This window comes from Acutalibacter intestini (genome assembly GCF_034334985.1).
In the GTDB taxonomy this organism is placed as follows: domain Bacteria; phylum Bacillota; class Clostridia; order Oscillospirales; family Acutalibacteraceae; genus Acutalibacter; species Acutalibacter intestini.
This window is the reverse complement of sequence record NZ_JAWXXL010000026.1, coordinates 12,724-31,462: the sequence shown is the minus strand read 5'-3', so window position 1 is coordinate 31,462 and position 18,739 is coordinate 12,724. Positions and strand designations below refer to the sequence as shown.

Here is an 18,739-nt window from a genome sequence, read left to right as displayed (position 1 = left end):
CCTTACTCCCTCCCCGTGCAGCACTCGTAGGCTTTGATGCGCCGGACTTCCGCCGTTCCTATCAAAACAGCCAATATCGTTGTTCCGAGGATGATGGCCGGGATACCAACCATCAGGCGATCCCAACGGATGATGAAGCGAAAGCTGTCCGCACCAAAGGACTTCAGCACAATTCCGCAAAAGTTCTCTCCCAGCAAAGTGCCAAGAGTCAGCCCGGATATGACGCCTGCTGTAGCGGAGAGAAAGCCTTTGAGACAATAGGCCCGTCCAATATCTCCACTGGTAAATCCAAGAGCTTTTTGCAGTGAGATTGCGTCCCGGTTCCGCTCCACGATCAGCCGGAGGAACAGCGTAATCACCACAAAGGCCACCAGAACGGCAATCAGCATGGCCCCTCGTGAGGCCAGACAGAGCTGCGCCAGGGTCGGCCCATAGGTATCCCGTACATAGTCCTCAACGTCCGTCACATCGCCCCCCGCCTGACTGTAGGTTTCCGTCCACCGGGGGCTGGCCGGCCGATTTTTGAGGGAGACATACGCAACGCTCCAGATCACAGGGGCGCTGTCCGTTCTGCTGCTAATTTTCGCTGTTTTCCCACCGTTTGTAATATCCGAATAAATTCCGCAGACGGAGTAGAGTGTTTCTATACCATTTATCCGCAGCGGCAGAGTATCGCCGACAGACAGCCCCAATTCTTTTGCGTTCAGAGAAGATAGCGCAATCTCGTTATCCATAACTGGCGGCGTTCCCTCCGAATACCGCACAGGGAATATAGTATGATCGCCTATTTCCACGGTCAGATTGCAGGTCGTGCCATCCGCTAAAACTACCGGGAGGGATTGGGTTTCCAGCACGGCGTATCGCGCTACCTGCCCGTCCCGCTCCAGGGCGGCGGCAAGCCGGGCCGCTGTCAGGCGGATGTCCACCCCCTGGCGTATATCCATGCGGATGTCCGCGTCCCCAATGCCCATATAAGTGACAAACGTGGGGGAGGACATGGTGGAATATAGATTTTCCGGCAGCAGCATCAAAAAGGCGCAGGCGGCGGACACAAAGCCAATCAGCAGATATTGACACCTGTTCTGCTTCTGCTCCCGAACCGGGAACAATGCGGCCAGGACGGACAGCCTATCTGTCTTTTTCAGACTGCGCCACGCGGAGAAAAGAATCACAGCCTCCGCCACGGCAACGGCGCAAAAGGCAAGCGCCGCCGTCTGTGCGCTGTGATCAGACGCGCCGTATAACTCCCGTATCTGCCCCTCCAACGGCCCTTGCAGGGCGGCGGCAGCCCCAAGGCCCAGCAGACCGCCGCAGACGGAAAACAGGAGATACTTTGCAAAGTAGAGCCGCTTGATTTCGCCCTTCCCGATTCCCAGGGCTTTCAGCATCCCAACCTCCCGCTTATCCCGCTCCATACGGATGGACAGGATAAAGCGGATGCAAAGCAGGGCAACCAGCAGCACTACCACAGCGGCCAGGAAGATCACGAATATGGCCGTCCCGTCCGATAGCGCGTTCATCATGCGGATCAGCGGCTTCGTGATGGCGGGGCCGTTTGCCGGAAGCCCCTGCCTCGTATAAGCAGTACTAACGGCGCTGGTGTCCTCACCGTCCTTCAAGAGAAACTCAATGAGATAATCTTCCTCGCCCCTTGATTTCAGCCGTTCATAGTCCCATTGGCTCACCAGGAACCGCTTGGAGGAGGCCATCATAGAGTTCATCTGCGCGTCCCGGAGAAATCCGGCGATGGTAAGCGCCTCGCCGCCGATCCGCATGGCGTCCCCGATGTTCAAGTCGTAACGTGTGCGGTAGCAGGCGGGGACATAGACCTGCCCGGGCAGTACGTCCGGGCGGTTGTTGTCCATGTCCAGAAGGTAGTCAAACCGCTCACTCTGCACACACAGGCCGTTGTCCTGGGTGCTGTCCAGCAGGCTGTGACCGCCCAGGGCGACTTCGCTATTATCCAGGTTCAGCAAGCGGCAGATTTGCCACTGGCTGATGTCCTGCCGCGCCCCGGCAAACCGGCTGATCTCCGATTCCTCCAATTCGCCGGTGTGCATCTGCAAAAGGTCGGGCACTTGTGCCTGCTCCATCAGGGCGTTGACCGAACCCAGCAGGCTGGAAAACAGCAGCGCTGTCAACGCAAGCATCATAGCGGAAACGGCCATGAAGAAAACCGTGGCGGCAGAGAGCAATTTGTTTTGTCGTATATCGTTCCAGATCAGTTTGTTCAGCATGGTGCCTCCTTCTCCAGCCCCCGGACACTTTTGGGCAGATACAGTACCGCCGCCGTCAGCCCCAGCAGTACACCCGCCGCCATCACAACCCAGGCCGCGCCCCGGCCCACGCCAATCTGGAACCGGGCGGCAATGCCATCCGCAAGCGCCCCGGCCCCGCCGTAGGCCACTACATAGCCGATCTGCGACAGGAAACCGATCAGGCCCCAGGCCCGGCCCTGCAATTCGTCCGGGATGTTCACCCGGACTAAATAATCCAGACAGTTGTTGGCAAAGGGGAGCGCGGCAAAGAACAAAAATCCGAACAAGCAGACGGGGTAGATGTTTTCCCAAATGCCAAACCCCACAATGCTCACCCCTGCCGCCAGCAGGGACAGGCACAGCGTTTTGACATAGCCCCGCCGGATTCCCTTGGCCCCCAGGTACAGACTGGACACCAGCATCCCGGAGGCGCAGATCGTTTCTCCAATCCCCAGCATCATCAGCAATCGCCGGTCATAGCGGTCTGCCAGCACCCCGGCGGGGACGCTGAGCAGCAGCGTGGGCAAAAACGCCAGCAGGGTGATCAGGGCCATGCTGGCCGCGCTGCCGGTCTGGCCGAACACATAGACCCCCAGGCCAAAACTGGTCAGCCCGCCGCCGATGGCGGAGATCAGCTCTCCCGCCCACAGTAACATAAATTTTGGAAAGTTGCTTTTCTGCTTCATTGTTTGCCCTCCTTATAGACCGTATGCCTGTCGATACTAAGTCACAAAATAAAGGAACAGCGTGGTTCCTGCATTTTGATTCTGCGATCAGCTTTCCGATAAGCTGGAATTTGTGCTTTTATAATTCTTGTATGTCTTTTAGTGCTTTTTGAATGTCTTTATAAACTAATGGCTGCATACTGTTATTATAAATACAAGCATTTGCCTTATGAAGTGCGGAAAGAATATCGTTCCTCAATTCTGGTTTATGTTTTGCAATAATCGGCAATAGCCTAATACATTGTCTTGCTGTTATGGGCTTAACATCTGTTATGTGTTGTAAATATTTATCGATGATTTCATCAATCTTATAATCTGTGTCCCACTTTGCATTACAGGCAATCAGTGTAAGCCCCCTTGTACGAATATAGGAATTATCACTGTCAAGCATACCGCTTAATCTATCCATATAAGGATAAATACAATTACTTTTTTCACTTTCCCTTTGCAATTCCAGTAATGCCTTGTATGCAACCTTATTGTTTTTGTCGAACAGCAGTTCAAAGATTTCTACTACATCAACCACCATAGCATTTTCCTTTTTAAGCTTGAGATTTATAGCGTTTTTTTATTGCAAAAATAATATCAATGACTGGGTGCTTTCTTATTGCTTTTTCTGTATGATATTCATATTCCATATTAAGTGCTTCATAAGGATTTTCCAGAAGCCATTTTCTATAAAAATATCGTTTTGCCTCTCCAATAGAAGCACCCCATAAAAATCCCAATTTAGGCTTTATGGTAATTTTTGCGTACTCGTTGGCTGAAAGGACGCAGCTTTCTAAACCGCTCTTGTCAATCACGCTGCCAATAAACAATTCAAAATCGTGGCTTTGCTTATTGTAATTTCTGGACAGGACAAAATAGGGTAACACATTTCCTTCTGGCATGGAAACAACGGTATAATATTGTTTAGAGAGAGCATTTATATCTTTGGAAACAGTTCTATCATTTGACTTTTTCCACAATCCGTATATTGTTTTTTGCTCAATATACTCTATGTTCACTTTTAATCTTGACATTATTACTTCTTCCTCCAAATCCCGATTTGTCTGGTTTACTTATCACCCGAAAATCGGGAGAATGGCCTCCCGCAAACTGCCCTCCTCCATCCCCAGCAGCCGCTCCAGGTTGTAGATGAACGCGGCAATCTTTCTCTGCCGCTCCTCCGCACCGAGTGGAGCTAAGTCGTCGAATACCGTATTGGAGTAGAGCAGGGTCATTTCCGCCACCTCCGCCGGGTAATCCGTCTGGCAAATCCCTTGGGCGATCCCTTCCTCAATCAGACTGGTGACGATCGGATTCACCCCGGCCAACAGCCGTTCCTGCATCTTTTGGTGCATGAGTGCGTTCTGCGGCTTATGAATCCGCTCCATGATTTCATGTCCGAGATCGTTGTTTACATTCAGCGCCATCATCATCAGGGTCAAGCGCTGCAATACCGGTACGTCCTTATTCTCGACAATTTCACTGGCCTTTGCCACCAAACTGCCGGTCATACGCTCAATCATAGCGTCCAAAATATCCTCCTTGGACTTGAAGTGGTAGTAGAGCGTTCCCCTGGCAATACCGATCTCATTGAGAATATCCGTAGTGCTGGTGCCGTCAAAGCCCTTGGTTCCAAAGAGCCGTTCCGCTACATCCAATATCTCGTTTCTTCGTTCCTCAGCTTCTTTAACGATACGCATATGCTTGCCTCCTCTTTATTGTATATAGACCGACAGCCTGTCTACAATTATTGTAGCACCGATTGCTGTAGTAGTCAACCATGATTTTCAAGTCAATCAGGGTAATATTGAAAGATGCACGAATTACGATGAAATCCATTTTCCTAACTTTAGGCCATAAATTAAATTCCTGAACTTTTCTTGGATTATCACCAGTATAAAAGCAGGACATATCCTGAATATCATCGGGTACAATGCAAAATGAAGCGGCCAGTCGCTTGGCCGCTTCATTTTGTATTATTCAGCTTTTTCATGATGCCGAGGATGTATTCCAACGATTGGGAGTCCAGCTTTTTCGCCTCTGCTATAAATGCCTGGAGCGCCTCCGGGTGGACGTTCCCTTCATCGAAGAACTCCTAGGGCGTCACATCGAGGTACTCGCAGATGTAAAAGAAAGCCTGCATGGAGGGCAAGGCCTTCTTGTTTTCGATGTTGTTGATATAGTTGTTCGCCTGTTCCAGCGACAGGGACATATCACAGGCAGATACGCCCTTTTGCGTCCTCAGCTTTGCCAGCCGTTCCGGGAGAAAATCTTCATACTTAGATTGTACCTATCCATTTTTAGCTCAACTCATGTTTGGGTATGGGTACACTTTGAAGGCTATACCTATACAGGTTACATTATACACTACCCGCCTCCGAAAACAATTCCTCTTTCCTTAAAGTTCCAAGAATTTTTTCCATAACCGACAGAAAGGATAAAAATCAGGCACGCAAAACTTTTCAGCGCGGCGGGAAACGGGCAGGAAGAACGGGCGCCAAACGCGCCTGTGGACGGTTAGAAGCCCTTTTCGTGGGTAGGCAGTATAAAACCCTTACCCTGTGGATTTTCGCGTCCGCAACGCCTTAAAAATCAAGCCTTTTCAAGCCCTATTGCGTAACACTCCATTCTGTTCTTTGGGAGAGGTCGGGGGCGCGGGGGCAGAGCCACCGCATAACCTACCGCCCGCCGCCGAAGTAGTGCAGACGGTTTTGCCGTTAGAATGGAGCAGACGAAAGCGGGGGCAGGATTTTTTTATCCTGTTCCCCGTTTTCGGCGGCGAAATGGCAACGGCAAAAATCCAGACGGTCAAGGGTTTAAGAGTGGAGATTTTTTCGCGCTCTTTGCGAAAAAATACTACTCGTCCCTTGACGGTCTGGATAGTCGGAACGGATGTAAAACGGGATTGCTTTTCGTAATTGGCTATGGTATAATTTTTTCCAGTACAAACCGATAAATCGGTATTTGCGGAGGTAATATAATGAATGTCATAGAAACAATTAACAAAAGGCATAGTTACAGAGGTAAGTATAAATCTGATACTGTTCCCAGAGAAGATTTAATAACAATAATGAAAGCGGGGCTGAACGCTCCGTCAGGCTGTAATAAGCAAACAACAAGTCTAATAGCAGTTGATGATAAAGATGTATTGAAAAAACTACATAGAGTTATAAACCCACCAGTTGGAGAAACGGCTCCCGCTATGATATGCGTTTTAACACAAAGAATACCTGCATACAGGGAAAAGTGCTTTGCGGTTCAAGATTATTCCGCTGCAATCGAAAATATGTTGTTAGCTATAGTTGAACTTGGATATCAGAGCTGTTGGTATGAAGGACACATTACTGATGAAGATAAAATTGGTTATCAAATGGCTCAAATTTTAAACGTTCCCGACAACTTTGAGTTGGTGTGTTTTTTGCCTGTTGGTATTGCCGAGACAGAACCAACTTTACCTAAGAAGCGAACTTTTGAGGAGCGAGCATGGTTTAATGCCTTTCCGAATATTCAAAATGAATTTTAGTATGCGGCAAATTCCAGTTTATCGGTCTAATAAAAGTCCAAAACCGGGCGGCGGTAATAGGTATTGACTATCTCGCCGCCCTGTCTGTTATCGCTCCATATCTTGCTTTCTGTGGGGCTGTTGTTCCCGCTGTTCCTGCCGCAAGATACTGTAAACGCTCTTTCTGATTTTCTCCGCTTCTTTCACTTCCTCTTTCAATGCAAGATACCGCTGATTGAGTGTTTTCCTCTCGGCGGTCAGTTTGGTGTATTCTTCTTTCCATGTCTTTGTCGGGATTGTGGTCTTGCCGTTCATCACGCCTTTGAGATAATCTTTCGCCGTTGTGAATAGGATTTGCTCGGCTTCGGTCAGCGGCTTCTTTCCCTTACACTTGAAATAAATGTCGGCTTGGTCTAAGTGCTTTTTCAGAGTGGCAAGCCGCCGTTCAACGGGTTTCAGTTTCCCTTGAATATCCAGTTGTTCCCCTATCATGGACTTGAATGTTTCATCAAGCCCCGTCATATCCATGATGTTGTTGGCTTGCAGAAAATTCAGCATATTTGCCGCGTCTTTGAGGTTATACAGCGATTGTGAATATCCCGATTTTCCCGTCTGTGCCTTGCGTGACAGTATGCCTTGAATGTAGTCGGCAAGGGAGTTTCCCAGGGCCTTTTGACGGGCGCGGGCGGAGCGCCCGTCGTGGCCGTATGCCGTCCAGCCGTCAGGCAGGCCCATGGCCCGCTCCCCCTCCGTAGGGGTCAGCCACGTTATCACCCCCTCCGCCTCCCGGCCCTCCCGCCACAGGGCAAACACCGTCAGCCTCCGGCAAGCAGGGTGGGAAAAGGGTCTGTTGGTTTTCCAAAGCTCCCCAGGAAGTTCCCCACGTCCCCCACCTTGGTCGCCTCCGCATACGGTAGCCTTGAAAGGGGTGGACGACTGGTAGCGGCCCCCTGTTTCAAAAGCAGATATTCGATTGCCTCCGGCGGGGGGCAGCCCAAAGTCTCCGCAAGGCGCAGGAGCCGGGAACAGGCGGCAGGGCTTAAACAGGACCGCTCTGGCACGTCGGCCTCCAAAATCCGCCACGACGAACACCCGCTGACGCCGGGCCAGCCGGGGGTCTGCCCAATGCTGGACATCCAGCAGACGCCAGCACACGTCACGGCCTCCGCCTCGCACCATTCCGGCATTGGCCCAGCGCCCGGAAGCAGGCATTGGAATTTCGGTCGGAAGCAGGCATTGGAATTTCGGTGTTTGTGAGAGATTGCAGGACGGCCTTAAAATCCAGCCGGTTTCCTGATAGCAGAGCTCCCATGACGTTTTCCCAAATAACGATTGTTGGAAATTGACCTCCAGTGGCATCCCTCATTTCCTCTATGATACGCACCGCCTGGAAGAACAGGCTGGACTTTGCCCCGCCCAGCCCCTCGCGGCGGCCCGCGCTGGATAGATTTTGACAGGGGAACCCGAATGTAATGACGTCCACGGGCGGGACCTCGCCGCCGTGGAGCCGGGTAATGTCCCCCAGGTGTTCCATATCCGGGAAGTGGCGTTTCGTGATGGAGACAGGGGCCTTTTCAATTTCGCTGGCCCACAGGGGAACGATCCCCTGCCGCCGGTGGCCCGCTATGATCTCATAGCCCCCGCCCTCACGGGGACGCACCAGGGCGGGCTGGTGGACGCCGCCTGCCCGCACAGACGACACCAGCCCTTTCATTTCATTGTCGTCCCGGACGCCGAACGGGTGATCCTGGAACGGGTGGAGCTGGGAGAGGTCCAGGTAGACGATCTCCTCCTTTTCCCCACGGGAGGCGTCCTTGGGCTGGGGCGGCTCCTCCTGGGGCTTCTCCCACTCCTGCCCGCCCTCCGGGGCCGGGTCCGTCTACTCCTGCCCCTCCCGGACGGACGACAGGTCGATCACCTTGTTCTCCGGGGACGGGGGCCCTCCATGCCAGGAATCACACCCTGGGCCCCCGGCTCTGGGGCGGGCGGGGCCTCCGGCACTTCCGGTACAGCGGCCTCCAGCTGCTTCTCCTCCGGGATTGGGGACGTTTTCTTTTCTTCTACCATTCGCTTGACCTCCTTACTTTTTCAAATACAAACGGGACCAAAACCCTATTTTGGCCCCATCCCCTCATACGTTTTCCTCCTTTCCCTGTCACGCAAAAACGCCGCCCTTTTTACAGCCGGGCGGCGTTTTCGGTAAGGTTGACAGTCCATTTTTTGTTGTTTATCATGTTTCCCTTTGTCAAGCGTTGTAAGCGGTTTACCTTGAAACAGGCACTCCGTTTCCGCACGTAGAATCATTTCTTCGCTCTACCCCTTTATATTCAAATGACAATCGCCATCGGTCAGCAGGAAAGGTTCATTGCCTGCTCCCGCCAAGCTTTTTAGAAATATATCTGTGGTTGCATTCTACTTGCTTCATGTATCTGCGACCAAACGTCTCATATGTTACAAGGATAACAGAGCACTTATCCGCTAGAGTCTGTTTTAAAACCGTCAAAGTAACCAAACGAGGATACAGGCGAGGAAAACAACAGCCTGGAAATAAAGAGCTTTCTTCTCATATCTGGTAGCAAAACGACAGCTGTTTTTGAGTTTTAGGAACAGATTTTCCACCAAATGGCGCTCTTTGTATGTGTGTCAGTCAGTTTTTCTGGGGCGTTTGGCAATGATACGGCTGGGGATCACCGCCATTGCACCCCGTTCCTCCAGCCAACGCACAAACTTATCGCGGTCATAGCCCTTATCTGCCAGTATGAGTTTGCCCTTCAGATCAAAAGGCTCCAGCAGCGTCTGCGCCATACAGATATCATTGCGGTTCCCTCTGGAGAGCAAAAAGCGCAATGGGTTCCCAAGCCCATCCGTTACCGCATGGACTTTTGTCGTCAAGCCTCCCCGGCTCCGCCCGGTTTCCTCGTGATATCCCCTTTTTTAGCCCCACTGGTGTGCTGATGGACTTTGATTGTGGTGCTGTCAAGCATCAGCGTTGTCTCGTCCATCAGGTCTTGCTCAATCAGGGCTAAAATGATATCTTTCCATACTCCGGCTTTTGTCCATGCCCGGAACTGGCTGTATACGCTTTGCCATGGCCCGAACCGCTCCGGCAGATCCCGCCATGGTATCCCGGTGTTTAGCCAATACACTATGGCGTTGAGCATTTCCCGATTGCTTTTGCCGGGCCGGCCCCCTTGCAGTTTCCTTTCAGGCGGAAACTTAATCCTTAGGCAACACCGCACAATTCGCGGCTGGCGCCTTAAGCACCGTCTTGCTTGCACATTTTCCATGATAGCGTACAGCTTTCGCTTGTCAATGGTGAGATGGACGGCGCTCAATCTGTACCCTCTCACGAAAATTCTGACTGCGCAATACGGCACTTAGAATTGTGCGGTATTGCCCTTAATCTTATTCCATTGTCTTTCGCTTATCTCATGTCTCTTCATGTGTTCTATTCTATCACTTCGTCCTTTTGCACGCAATAGCAGAGTTTTAAAACAGACTCTAGCCTTTTGTCTGAAATGTAGTTTAAGTTTGCTGCACAGAGTATTACCTGGACAATCTTGCGGAAGAAACCAAAAAGGGGCACCGGAAAACGGCCTTAAAGGGCCTGTACAACGGCGGGTATTCCCCTTTTGGGTATGGACGTGGTAAATCAGAAGTACGTCATAAACGAGCTGGATCAGGCCATTGCTGATTTGCCCGAGGGACGGCACCCTATTATTCATTCCGACCGAGGTTGTTATTATCGCTGGCCTGGATGGATCGGGCGAATGGACCAGGCCGGCTTAACCCGGTCTTATGTCCAAGAAGGGCTGTTCCCCCGATAACTCGGCCTGTGAGGGTTTCTTCGGACGACTTAAAAATGAAATGTTCTACTGCCGCTCGTGGTTGGGTGTCTCACTCCAACTTTTTATCCACACCCCCGAGCCAAATTTTGCGTCACTAAACAGGGAAAAGATTTCGCCAAGTTCACTTCAAAAAACCAGTGAACACTTCTCCGCACTTATACACCATTCCATAGTGCATGTAGAGGTCCTACCATAGAATACACCGAGACACATTTTAAAATTATCCAAAAAATGAGTTGAGGCTTCATTCTCAAACTTACAAATATGGTAGAATATTCCTTATCCCGCAAGCAAAACTAACCTCCGGCTTCCACCCAGTATCATCCTGCAAAGAAGAAATATCTGCATAAATCCCCACTTCTTCTCCAGGCTTAAATGGGATTTCTCCAAACCCCAAGTCCCATTGAGGGTTTATGACATTCCTCATTTCAATAATATATTCTTTTAACTTTCTTTTTTGCCCACACCCTAAACAGTATGTTTTATTCCCCGTTGACTTTTCACCTACGAGAAAAAGGGCTCTTGCAGCATCATCGCAATGCAAATAATCCCATACCTGTGTCCCTTCTGTGAACAGGCATCTTTCTCCCTTTTTCATTCGAGAAGCTGTGGAACGCAGCATGGTTTCCGGTCTGTCATATCTTCCATATACACTGAAAACCCGTATCCAAAAAAAATCTATTCCCAATTGTTCCGCCAGTACCGCCCCTAATTGACCAGCGGCATATTTACTGATTCCATATGCCGTATTGGGACAGGCTGTATCCACCGGGGAAAGCAAAGCGTGTTTATGTGGCCCATACTCAGCCTGTGAGCCGGTACCGATAAATTTTTTGCATCCCAAATCTTTCGCAAGACGCACAGTACGCAATGTATACGCTATATTATCCTGCTGCAGATCTGGGTTTCCCCGACTCTCCTTATCGGTCCCACACCATGCAAGATGAAAAAACACATCACATTTTCTATTTATATGCAGCTCTCTTTTCCTGTCTGTCAAATCAAAATCCACAATCTGCAGCCTATCTGATTTGGGAAGCCTGCCGATATGTTGAGAACTCTTGCGCATACATGCAATTACAAAGCAGCCCCTTTTCAGGCATTCATTCACCAAAGAAATACCCATGCTGCTGGTTGCCCCTGTTATTGCTATCGTATCCATAGGTCACTCCAAGTTAACAGGGGTTACAATCATTTCCTGGTTAAACTCATCGCGTTCGAGAAACGGATACATATCTTCTAATGGTTTTGATATCATTGTTCCATCTTCCCGCATGGCAGCCGCATTAGTAGGAATTATTTCCATGTAGTGCGTGGTTTTAACTTCAACGATAACCGGCCCGACTTCGGCAAAGGCTTTCTCCATTATCTTTTCAGCTTCTTGAATAGAGCCAACTGTATAAAAAGGAATTTCAAAAGCTTCTGCAATTTTTCCCATACTGGGGAAAGAAATTCCACTTTCACTACTTTCCCCAACTAAGTTCCCTTGAAAATACCGGTTCTGCGTTTGGCGAATAGAGAAGTACCCTCCATTATTCATGACAAATAATTTAATATTAAATTGTTGATGCCGAATCACTTCCAACTCTTGCAGGTTTTGCATAAAAGATCCATCGCCCGTTATTGCGATAATCGGTATTGCAGGGCTTGCAACAGCTACACCTATCGCTGCGGGCACAGTAAAACCCATCGTTGCCGTCCCACCTGCTGTAATATATCTTTGACCCTTTTTAAGTTTTATCGCCTGGGAAGTCACATAAAATGCCGAACCCGCATCTGCTATGATAGGCATGCAGGCATCTGTATGTTTGTTTAACAAATCTATAAACTTGTAATAATTGAGACCGTGGCTATCGTTTTCGTACTCTTCCAAAATGACAGGATACTTCTTTTTCCAATACTGGCACTTTTCAAGCCAAGGCGTATGCTTTTCTTGTGGTAAAGGCTGGCGAAAACACTCCCGGACAAATGTTTTCGCATCGCATAACAGGAATTCATTCCAATGAATGGTTCTTTTCTTATGCTCCTGGCCATCAACATCCACAATAACAATACGTGCATCCCTTGCAAACAAATTGTATTCGTGCCCAACCACGGAAACCGCAAGCCGACTTCCAATTGATATAATGAGATCTGCATTTTGCATAGCAAAATTACCAGCGCGGGTTCCTTTTGTGCCGACCCGCCCGATGTTGCAAGGGTGGTTCTCCTCTACAACATCTATTCCCATAAAGGGAGTCACTACAGGAATTCCCCAGTCTGCAACTGCTTTTGAAAATTCTGGACATCCGTTTGCAAGACGAATCCCATGGCCCGCAATGATAACCGGGCGTTTCGCTGTTTGGATCATTTTTCTGACGTCTTGTATTTTTTCTTCTAAATCCTTTCCTACTAAAGTATGCTCTGGCCTATAGCCCCGCAAGCTGAATGGTTCAATTTCAGAGCTCTGCACATCTAACGGGATGCTAAGCCACACTGGCCCAGGGCGGGCATTTGTCGCTTCATAAAAAGCTTTTTCCAAATAGTATCGGATAGAACAGGGATCTGTAATTTCCACTGCCATTTTTGTAATCCCCTGGACAATAGAAACGATGTCTGCCTCCTGCACCCCAAATTGGCGCAATCCTGGAATCCCTGCGCCATGGACTGTTTGCTTGCTTTTAGCTTGTCCAGAGATAAAAATGACTGGGGTGGAATCCTGATAACAATCTAACACACCTGTAATGGTGTTCGTAGCGCCTGGGCCGCTTGTCACCAGTACAAGACCAACGTCATTCTTCATTTTACTATACCCTTCTGCCGCCATAGCAGCAGCTTGCTCGTGGTGCGTACACCAATACTTCATTGTGGCAGAATTGCCAAAAGAATTGACAAGGTGCATACAGCCGCCTCCCGTCACCATAAAAATGTCCTCTACCCCTTTTTCTTTAAAAAAGCATACGATATAATCAGATAATTTCATTTTTATGACCATACCTTTCCGCTGCGCTGCAAGGCACCAAAGGATATGAAACTCTCTTGACTTGGACAGCACAGCAAGATTTAATTATTTCAGAATAGTGACCTCCCGGCGCAGAGCAGCAAGATTACCGTCATTTTGCTGCTCTGTGTGCAGGAGTTGTGGCAAAAGCCTTGGACTATTCTTTTATCTAAGACGGAATAGCGTGCAAAAGCGTCCAGTAACTGGGCTTAGTACTTTATACGATTTTTTCTTTTGGCGGAATTTGCAATGTTTCAGCCTTTACCCCTTTTACAAAGCTATGCATACTCTCGAATAATACCCCGGTATCCACTTTGTATGTGATAAAGTTAAATCCCATATTTATGTACTCAATTGCATCTGATATCCCTTGGGCCATACAGCCGGCTCTTTTCCCTGCAGAGCGAATTTTGCATACCACTTCTTTCATGATTTGAATAACTTTTTGATTATTAACATCACCAGGTATGCCTAAAGCAGCAGACAAATCGTACTGCCCTATATAAATGACATCCACCTGAGGGAAAGAAAGAATCTCTTGAATCTGTTCCAGTATTTCTTTTCCCTCGAGAAGAACAATTAATGCAATGCGGGCATTTTCTTTAGCAACCATCTGCTGGCCTGCCCCCGTATACCCGCCAGCCGCAACATAGGGATTAAATCCCCGACAACCCTGGGGCGGAAAAAAGGAAAGACGTATAATATCTTTTATCATATCAGCGCATGTAACTTGCGGGAACACAATGCCGTCACACCCTGTATCTAGTGCTCGCAGCACCCAAACCTCGTCAATGGCCGGAACGCGTACAAACATTTTTTTATTCTCGCTGTGGGCTGCAAATACCATGCTTTGTATCGTTTCGAAAGTTAGGATGCCATGCTCCATATCTGCAATGGTAAAATCCAGCCCTGCTTTCGATACGACATTTGTAACATATGCGGTAGGTATTTCCGCCCATGTGCCAACCCACACATCGTTTTGAGCCATCTTAATCACCATGCGATACAGAAGTCGCACAAAAAGCTAGGAAAAACAGCCTTTTGTACCGGATATCGTTCCTTTCATTTGTATTTTTCACACTAATCCTCCTTATGACAAATTCAAAATGATAACCCTCTATTGATAAGGTTTTGTTTTTGCAGTTCTGCCGCTACATCTATAATCATGTCTTCCTGTCCAGCCAGAATCTGGCGCTTCCCTAATTCAATAAAAATATCTCGCGGGTCCACATTGAATTGATGCGAGGCCAATTCTACTTTTCCCCTAAATCCAGAAAACACTCCCGCCATACCACTTACAATGGAAAGCCCGCTTAGGCCGTCACTTCTTGTTCCGAAACCGCTTACAATACCATCCGAAATATCTAGTAAAGTGTATAAATCAATTCGCGAGAGGTCCATGCCCTCTTTTTTTAACAGAGCCACTATAACTTCCAATGGGCAATTCCCCGCCCCCGCTCCAAAGCCACGCAAAGTTCCGTCAATGATTGTGGCTCCTTCCTGAATAGCTATATATGTATTTCCAACTGCTAGCCCTAGGTTATTATGTGCATGAAAACCGACCTCTATATTGAGCCTATCGTGTAATATGCAAATTGTGCGTTTCACCATCTCTGGTGTTGACGCACCTGCACTATCCATGACTATCACTCCTCGCGCTCCATATTCCTGCATTTTCTGTGCTTCGCGAAGCAGTGTTTCTGTGTCTGCTATATGGTACATCATCAACACACCATATACTTCTTTTTTCCTTTGTGCCAGCCATTCTATGTGTTGACGGGTAGTATCAGCCTCTGTACATTGACAGCCTATTTTGAAAACTTCCACGCCTTGGTCAACCGCTGGCTCCAAAGAATCTCGGATAGTTCCAAACCCAGGAATCAAGTAAGCGCCTAATTTAGTATGTTGCAAATGGCCTCTGGCTATAAAAAGCATCTGTTGGTCGCTTAATTTAGAAAGCCCCACTTGTATAGAAGAAGCCCCCAATCCATTACCATGGCCAACAATAACGACATCCAGCCCCGACTTATCAATTGCCTTGCAATATTCAACTATCTTTTCCTTGCTAAACTGATGATGGATAGCATGAGAACCATCCCTAAGCGTTGCATCAAAAAATCTTAATTTATTCCTCATATTTCAATAGCCTTCCTGCATATTCGCTTGCCACCTCTACTGCCGCACAAGTAATAATATCCAAATTCCCTGCATACCTGGGCAAAAAATCGCCAGACCCCAGTACTTGCATGGTAAGAGTAATCTGTCCATTACTATAGATTGGTCCTGTTACTATGCGATATCCTGGTATATATCTCTGTAGCTTTTTTTCCATATCTTGAACCGCACACCGTATCTTACTCATATCCGGATTATCAACCAATATATACATTGTATTATGCATGACAATAGGTGGCTCCGCTGGATTCAAAGTAATGATAGCTTTTGTATTTTCTATCCCTGTAAAATAAGTCAATGCATCTTTTGTCGTTTGTGTGAATTCATCAATGTTGTTGCGTGTGCCGGCACCAGCAGATTTAGAAGCGATTGTAGCCACAAGCTCAATATATCTAACTCCAGGTTGAACTTTACAAATAGCGTAGGCTAAGGGTACAACAGCCTGTCCTCCGCAGGTAATCATGTTCACATTTTTGCTGCTCATTATAACTTTTTTTAAGTTTATCACTGGGATACAAAATTCTCCTACATGTGCAGGGGTTAAATCAATCACAAATTTCCCAAGACGTGCCAATATGGCAGCGTTCTTTTTATGTGCTGCCGCAGAGGTTGCATCAAAAACAATAGGACAACTGCTAGGATGAGACTCAAAATAGCTTACTGATTCGCTAGTAACAGGCACCCCCATTCGCTGGGCCCAAATAATGTTAGGGGAATCCATTCTTTGGCCTGAAAAAATCTCGCATTCCAATATCGGTGAACGCATAATTTTCATTAACAGATCTGTCCCAATATTTCCTGTACCAATAATTCCTACTTTTATCTTATCCATCAATATCATCCTAGTATCAAATTAAGTTCTCCGCAACCCTTAGAATCACCTGCACCATATACTCCAGCATCTCCTGTGTCATCCCCGGATACACCCCAACCCAGAAAGTGTCCTGAACAATCCTATTCGTGTTTGCCAAATCACCCACCACACGATACCCTGTCCCCGCTTTTCGCAACTCGTCAAAACAAGGGTGTCGCAGCAAATTCCCCGAAAAAAGCATGCGCGTCTGCACGCCTTTCTCCTCTATATACCGCACTACCTTTTCCCGGTCTATGCCCTCCCGGACAGTCAGTAAAAATCCAAACCAACTGGGCAGGGCTTCCTCCTCATGGTAAGGCAAGAGCAGCTTGTCCTCTGCCCCAGCCAAGCCCTCCCGCAGCACCTGCCAGTTTTCATTGCGCCGCCGAATAAAGCCGTCCAGCTTCTTTAATTGGGCGCAACCCACCGCCGCCTGCATATCTGTCATTTTGAGGTTATAACCGAAATGCGAATAAACATATTTGTGGTCGTACCCTTTCGGCAACTGCCCATACTGCCCATCAAATCGGCGCCCACAGGTATCGTCCACGCCAGAAGGACACACACAGTCCCTGCCCCAGTCCCGCATAGAGAGCATAATGCGGCCCAGCATGTCATTATTTGTGTAGACAGCTCCGCCTTCGCCCGTAGTCAGATGGTGGGCCGGATAGAAACTGGAGGTGCCCAAATCGCCAATCGTGCCGGTTTTTCGGTAGCCATCGCCCATGTCATAAGCCGCACCCAAGGCATCACAGTTGTCCTCAATTAGCCACAGATTATGCTTGTCGCAGAACTCTTTGACGGCCTTCAAGTTGAAGGGGTTTCCTAATGTGTGCGCCAAAAAAACACATTTTGTTTTCTCCGAAAGCCCTTCTTCCAACATGGAAACGTCGATGTTATAGGTGCCCAGCTTCACATCCACGAACACGGGCACCGCACCGAATTGTAAAACAGGCGTGACGCTGGTGGGGAATGCCGCCGCTACGCAAATCACCTCGTCGCCACGTTGGATGGCACGGTCTTTCAATAGAGGGGAGGTCAGCGTCATAAAAGCCAGCAGGTTTGCCGAGGAACCGGAGTTCACCGCTGCCACATGCTTCACACCCAGAAATTCGCCTAAGCCGCGTTCAAATTCCTGGCAGTACCGTCCGGCAGTCAGCCAGAATTCCAACGCGGAATCCACCATGTTTATTTGCTCCTCTGCGTCGTAGACTCGGGAGCAGTATGGGATACGGTCGCCTGGACTGAAGGGCTTTTTCGCTGCATCCTCCACTTGGCGGTACTCTCTCACCAGCGAGTATATTTCCTGCTTTATTTCATCTCTAGTACGCATGTTTATTCCTCATATTCCATCTAAATATTTCATAATCTGCTTGTCCATCACAGAAGGGGCATCATTCTTTTCCATCCAAGCCTTCGTCCACTCCACTGTTTTTTCGATAGCGGTTTGAACGTCCCATAACGGTTTCCAGCCAAAAGTGGATTTCATTTTAGAACAGTCCAATTTTAAAAAATTGTCCTCATGGGGCGCGTTCGGTTCGGCTTGGTTCTCCCAAGTTGGGTCGTTGCCCCAAGCCCGGCAGAACATATTCACCAGCTCTCCTGTGGTGACACATCCGCTGTCATCCGGCCCGATATTGTACCATCCCGCCAGCTTTTTATTTCCACATTGATGCTGTGCAATTAGCAAATATGCAAACAATGCCTCCAGCACATGCTGGTATGGGCGGATGGAGTTGGGGTTGCGAACAGCGATGGGTTTTCCTGCTTGAGCCGCTCGCACGCAGTCTGGAATAATGCGGTCATGGGCGAAGTCACCGCCGCCAATTACGTTGCCTGCCCGCACGGTGGAGACTGCTACAGGCGAATCAGCAAAGAAACTCTGCACGTAACTGTGAGTTACCAATTCCGCGCAGGACTTAGAATTGGAGTAGGGATCCCGGCCATCCAATGGGTCATTTTCCCGGTATCCCCAAGCCCAGTTTTTGTTCTCATAGACTTTATCAGTGGTGATAATCACCACTGACCTTACAGGTACCTGTAAGGTACGGACACACTCCAGAAGGTTTACAGTGCCCATCACATTTGTCTCATATGTACCAGCAGGATTTTTATAACTATCGCGAACAATAGGCTGCGCTGCTAAATGGAAAACTATCTCCGGCTGGGCATCACAAAACGCCTGCATCAGCTTATCCCTGTCCCGGATATCGTCGATGATGGAGCTCATATTTTGTTCCAATCCCGACAAAGAAAACAGGTTTGGCTCAGTGGGCGGCGGCAAGGAATAACCAGTTATAACTGCGCCTGCGTTTATCAGAATCCTGCATAGCCAACTGCCCTTAAAGCCTGTATGCCCCGTGACAAACACCCGCTTCCCGCGAAAGAAATCCAAAGAAAACCCAGTCAT

At 48.6% G+C, this 18,739-nt stretch carries 18 protein-coding genes and 2 pseudogenes; 2 read left to right on the top strand and 18 right to left on the bottom strand.

The window, feature by feature from the left end; all coding sequences use genetic code 11:
- Positions 1 to 2: 2 nt before the first annotated feature.
- The 6 genes and pseudogenes from U8U68_RS15805 to U8U68_RS15780 form a co-directional block, all read right to left on the bottom strand.
- Complete coding sequence (locus U8U68_RS15805; protein ID WP_322202499.1) at positions 3 to 2,237, bottom strand: ABC transporter permease; 2,235 nt, start codon at positions 2,235 to 2,237, stop codon at positions 3 to 5.
- Positions 2,231 to 2,944, bottom strand: a complete 714-nt coding sequence (locus U8U68_RS15800) for an MFS transporter (protein WP_322202497.1) — start codon at positions 2,942 to 2,944, stop codon at positions 2,231 to 2,233. Before U8U68_RS15800 ends, U8U68_RS15805 begins: the two co-directional genes overlap by 7 nt.
- 118 nt (positions 2,945 to 3,062) lie before the next feature.
- Entirely contained in the window at positions 3,063 to 3,512 is a 450-nt protein-coding gene (locus tag U8U68_RS15795; protein ID WP_322202495.1) for a HEAT-like fold family protein, read from the bottom strand.
- A gap of 13 nt (positions 3,513 to 3,525) precedes the next feature.
- Positions 3,526 to 4,005, bottom strand: a complete 480-nt coding sequence (locus tag U8U68_RS15790; protein ID WP_322202493.1) for an AraC family transcriptional regulator — start codon at positions 4,003 to 4,005, stop codon at positions 3,526 to 3,528.
- Positions 4,006 to 4,047: 42 nt separating this feature from the next.
- Positions 4,048 to 4,671 carry a TetR/AcrR family transcriptional regulator gene (locus U8U68_RS15785; protein ID WP_322202491.1) on the bottom strand — a complete coding sequence of 208 codons (624 nt, stop codon included), beginning with the start codon at positions 4,669 to 4,671 and terminating at the stop codon, positions 4,048 to 4,050.
- A gap of 266 nt (positions 4,672 to 4,937) precedes the next feature.
- Positions 4,938 to 5,225: pseudogene (locus tag U8U68_RS15780) on the bottom strand (XRE family transcriptional regulator).
- 726 nt (positions 5,226 to 5,951) lie between these two features.
- On the opposite strand from U8U68_RS15780, the gene U8U68_RS15775 reads away from it, so the two are divergent.
- On the top strand, positions 5,952 to 6,494 hold the full coding sequence (locus tag U8U68_RS15775; RefSeq protein WP_322202489.1) for a nitroreductase family protein: 543 nt from the start codon (positions 5,952 to 5,954) through the stop codon (positions 6,492 to 6,494).
- Between the two features lie 87 nt (positions 6,495 to 6,581).
- Here the strand turns inward: U8U68_RS15775 and U8U68_RS15770 are convergent, their stop codons facing one another.
- The 5 genes from U8U68_RS15770 to U8U68_RS15750 all read right to left on the bottom strand — a co-directional run bounded on the left by U8U68_RS15770 (position 6,582) and on the right by U8U68_RS15750 (position 9,808).
- Complete coding sequence (locus U8U68_RS15770; RefSeq protein WP_322202487.1) at positions 6,582 to 7,628, bottom strand: hypothetical protein; 1,047 nt, start codon at positions 7,626 to 7,628, stop codon at positions 6,582 to 6,584.
- A 1-nt stretch (position 7,629) separates the two neighbouring features.
- Entirely contained in the window at positions 7,630 to 8,250 is a 621-nt protein-coding gene (locus U8U68_RS15765) for a DNA cytosine methyltransferase (RefSeq protein WP_322202536.1), read from the bottom strand.
- A 137-nt stretch (positions 8,251 to 8,387) separates the two neighbouring features.
- A complete protein-coding gene (locus U8U68_RS15760) occupies positions 8,388 to 8,540 on the bottom strand; it encodes a hypothetical protein (RefSeq protein ID WP_322202485.1) in 153 nt (50 codons plus the stop codon).
- 576 nt (positions 8,541 to 9,116) lie between these two features.
- The gene (locus U8U68_RS15755) at positions 9,117 to 9,365 is read right to left on the bottom strand and encodes a transposase (protein WP_322202483.1); all 249 of its coding nucleotides are present in this window, start codon (positions 9,363 to 9,365) and stop codon (positions 9,117 to 9,119) included.
- Positions 9,362 to 9,808: a transposase gene (locus U8U68_RS15750; RefSeq protein ID WP_322202481.1), complete on the bottom strand. Its 447-nt coding sequence runs from the start codon at positions 9,806 to 9,808 to the stop codon at positions 9,362 to 9,364. The genes U8U68_RS15755 and U8U68_RS15750 overlap by 4 nt, the downstream gene beginning before the upstream one ends.
- A 339-nt stretch (positions 9,809 to 10,147) precedes the next feature.
- Between U8U68_RS15750 and U8U68_RS15745 the strand changes: the two are divergent.
- A pseudogene (locus tag U8U68_RS15745) lies at positions 10,148 to 10,379 on the top strand (IS3 family transposase); the annotation flags it as partial.
- A 198-nt stretch (positions 10,380 to 10,577) separates the two neighbouring features.
- Here U8U68_RS15745 and U8U68_RS15740 read toward each other — a convergent pair.
- The 7 genes from U8U68_RS15740 to rfbG form a co-directional block, all read right to left on the bottom strand.
- Positions 10,578 to 11,483 carry an NAD-dependent epimerase/dehydratase family protein gene (locus tag U8U68_RS15740; protein ID WP_322202479.1) on the bottom strand — a complete coding sequence of 302 codons (906 nt, stop codon included), beginning with the start codon at positions 11,481 to 11,483 and terminating at the stop codon, positions 10,578 to 10,580.
- A 3-nt stretch (positions 11,484 to 11,486) separates the two neighbouring features.
- Positions 11,487 to 13,283 carry a thiamine pyrophosphate-binding protein gene (locus U8U68_RS15735; RefSeq protein ID WP_322202477.1) on the bottom strand — a complete coding sequence of 599 codons (1,797 nt, stop codon included), beginning with the start codon at positions 13,281 to 13,283 and terminating at the stop codon, positions 11,487 to 11,489.
- Between the two features lie 235 nt (positions 13,284 to 13,518).
- Entirely contained in the window at positions 13,519 to 14,289 is a 771-nt protein-coding gene (locus U8U68_RS15730; RefSeq protein WP_322202475.1) for an HpcH/HpaI aldolase family protein, read from the bottom strand.
- Positions 14,290 to 14,402: 113 nt separating this feature from the next.
- A complete protein-coding gene (dmpG, locus tag U8U68_RS15725; RefSeq protein ID WP_322202473.1) occupies positions 14,403 to 15,437 on the bottom strand; it encodes a 4-hydroxy-2-oxovalerate aldolase in 1,035 nt (344 codons plus the stop codon).
- Positions 15,427 to 16,308 (bottom strand): acetaldehyde dehydrogenase (acetylating), encoded by an 882-nt coding sequence (locus tag U8U68_RS15720; RefSeq protein WP_322202470.1) that lies wholly within the window; start codon positions 16,306 to 16,308, stop codon positions 15,427 to 15,429. The genes dmpG and U8U68_RS15720 overlap by 11 nt, the downstream gene beginning before the upstream one ends.
- A 16-nt stretch (positions 16,309 to 16,324) precedes the next feature.
- A complete protein-coding gene (rfbH, locus tag U8U68_RS15715; RefSeq protein WP_322202468.1) occupies positions 16,325 to 17,662 on the bottom strand; it encodes a lipopolysaccharide biosynthesis protein RfbH in 1,338 nt (445 codons plus the stop codon).
- A gap of 9 nt (positions 17,663 to 17,671) precedes the next feature.
- Complete coding sequence (rfbG, locus tag U8U68_RS15710; RefSeq protein WP_322202466.1) at positions 17,672 to 18,739, bottom strand: CDP-glucose 4,6-dehydratase; 1,068 nt, start codon at positions 18,737 to 18,739, stop codon at positions 17,672 to 17,674.

Bases quoted from the DNA above. Each gene is read 5' to 3' on its own strand.
- U8U68_RS15805 (WP_322202499.1), bottom strand. From the start codon at position 2,237: ATGCTGAACAAACTGATCTGGAACGATATACGACAAAACAAATTGCTC.
- U8U68_RS15800 (WP_322202497.1), bottom strand. From the start codon at position 2,944: ATGAAGCAGAAAAGCAACTTTCCAAAATTTATGTTACTGTGGGCGGGA.
- U8U68_RS15795 (WP_322202495.1), bottom strand. From the start codon at position 3,512: ATGGTGGTTGATGTAGTAGAAATCTTTGAACTGCTGTTCGACAAAAAC.
- U8U68_RS15790 (WP_322202493.1), bottom strand. From the start codon at position 4,005: ATGTCAAGATTAAAAGTGAACATAGAGTATATTGAGCAAAAAACAATA.
- U8U68_RS15785 (WP_322202491.1), bottom strand. From the start codon at position 4,671: ATGCGTATCGTTAAAGAAGCTGAGGAACGAAGAAACGAGATATTGGAT.
- U8U68_RS15775 (WP_322202489.1), top strand. From the start codon at position 5,952: ATGAATGTCATAGAAACAATTAACAAAAGGCATAGTTACAGAGGTAAG.
- U8U68_RS15760 (WP_322202485.1), bottom strand. From the start codon at position 8,540: ATGGTAGAAGAAAAGAAAACGTCCCCAATCCCGGAGGAGAAGCAGCTG.
- U8U68_RS15740 (WP_322202479.1), bottom strand. From the start codon at position 11,483: ATGGATACGATAGCAATAACAGGGGCAACCAGCAGCATGGGTATTTCT.
- U8U68_RS15735 (WP_322202477.1), bottom strand. From the start codon at position 13,283: ATGAAATTATCTGATTATATCGTATGCTTTTTTAAAGAAAAAGGGGTA.
- U8U68_RS15730 (WP_322202475.1), bottom strand. From the start codon at position 14,289: ATGGCTCAAAACGATGTGTGGGTTGGCACATGGGCGGAAATACCTACC.
- dmpG (WP_322202473.1), bottom strand. From the start codon at position 15,437: ATGAGGAATAAATTAAGATTTTTTGATGCAACGCTTAGGGATGGTTCT.
- U8U68_RS15720 (WP_322202470.1), bottom strand. From the start codon at position 16,308: ATGGATAAGATAAAAGTAGGAATTATTGGTACAGGAAATATTGGGACA.
- rfbH (WP_322202468.1), bottom strand. From the start codon at position 17,662: ATGCGTACTAGAGATGAAATAAAGCAGGAAATATACTCGCTGGTGAGA.
- rfbG (WP_322202466.1), bottom strand. From the start codon at position 18,739: ATGACTGGGTTTTCTTTGGATTTCTTTCGCGGGAAGCGGGTGTTTGTC.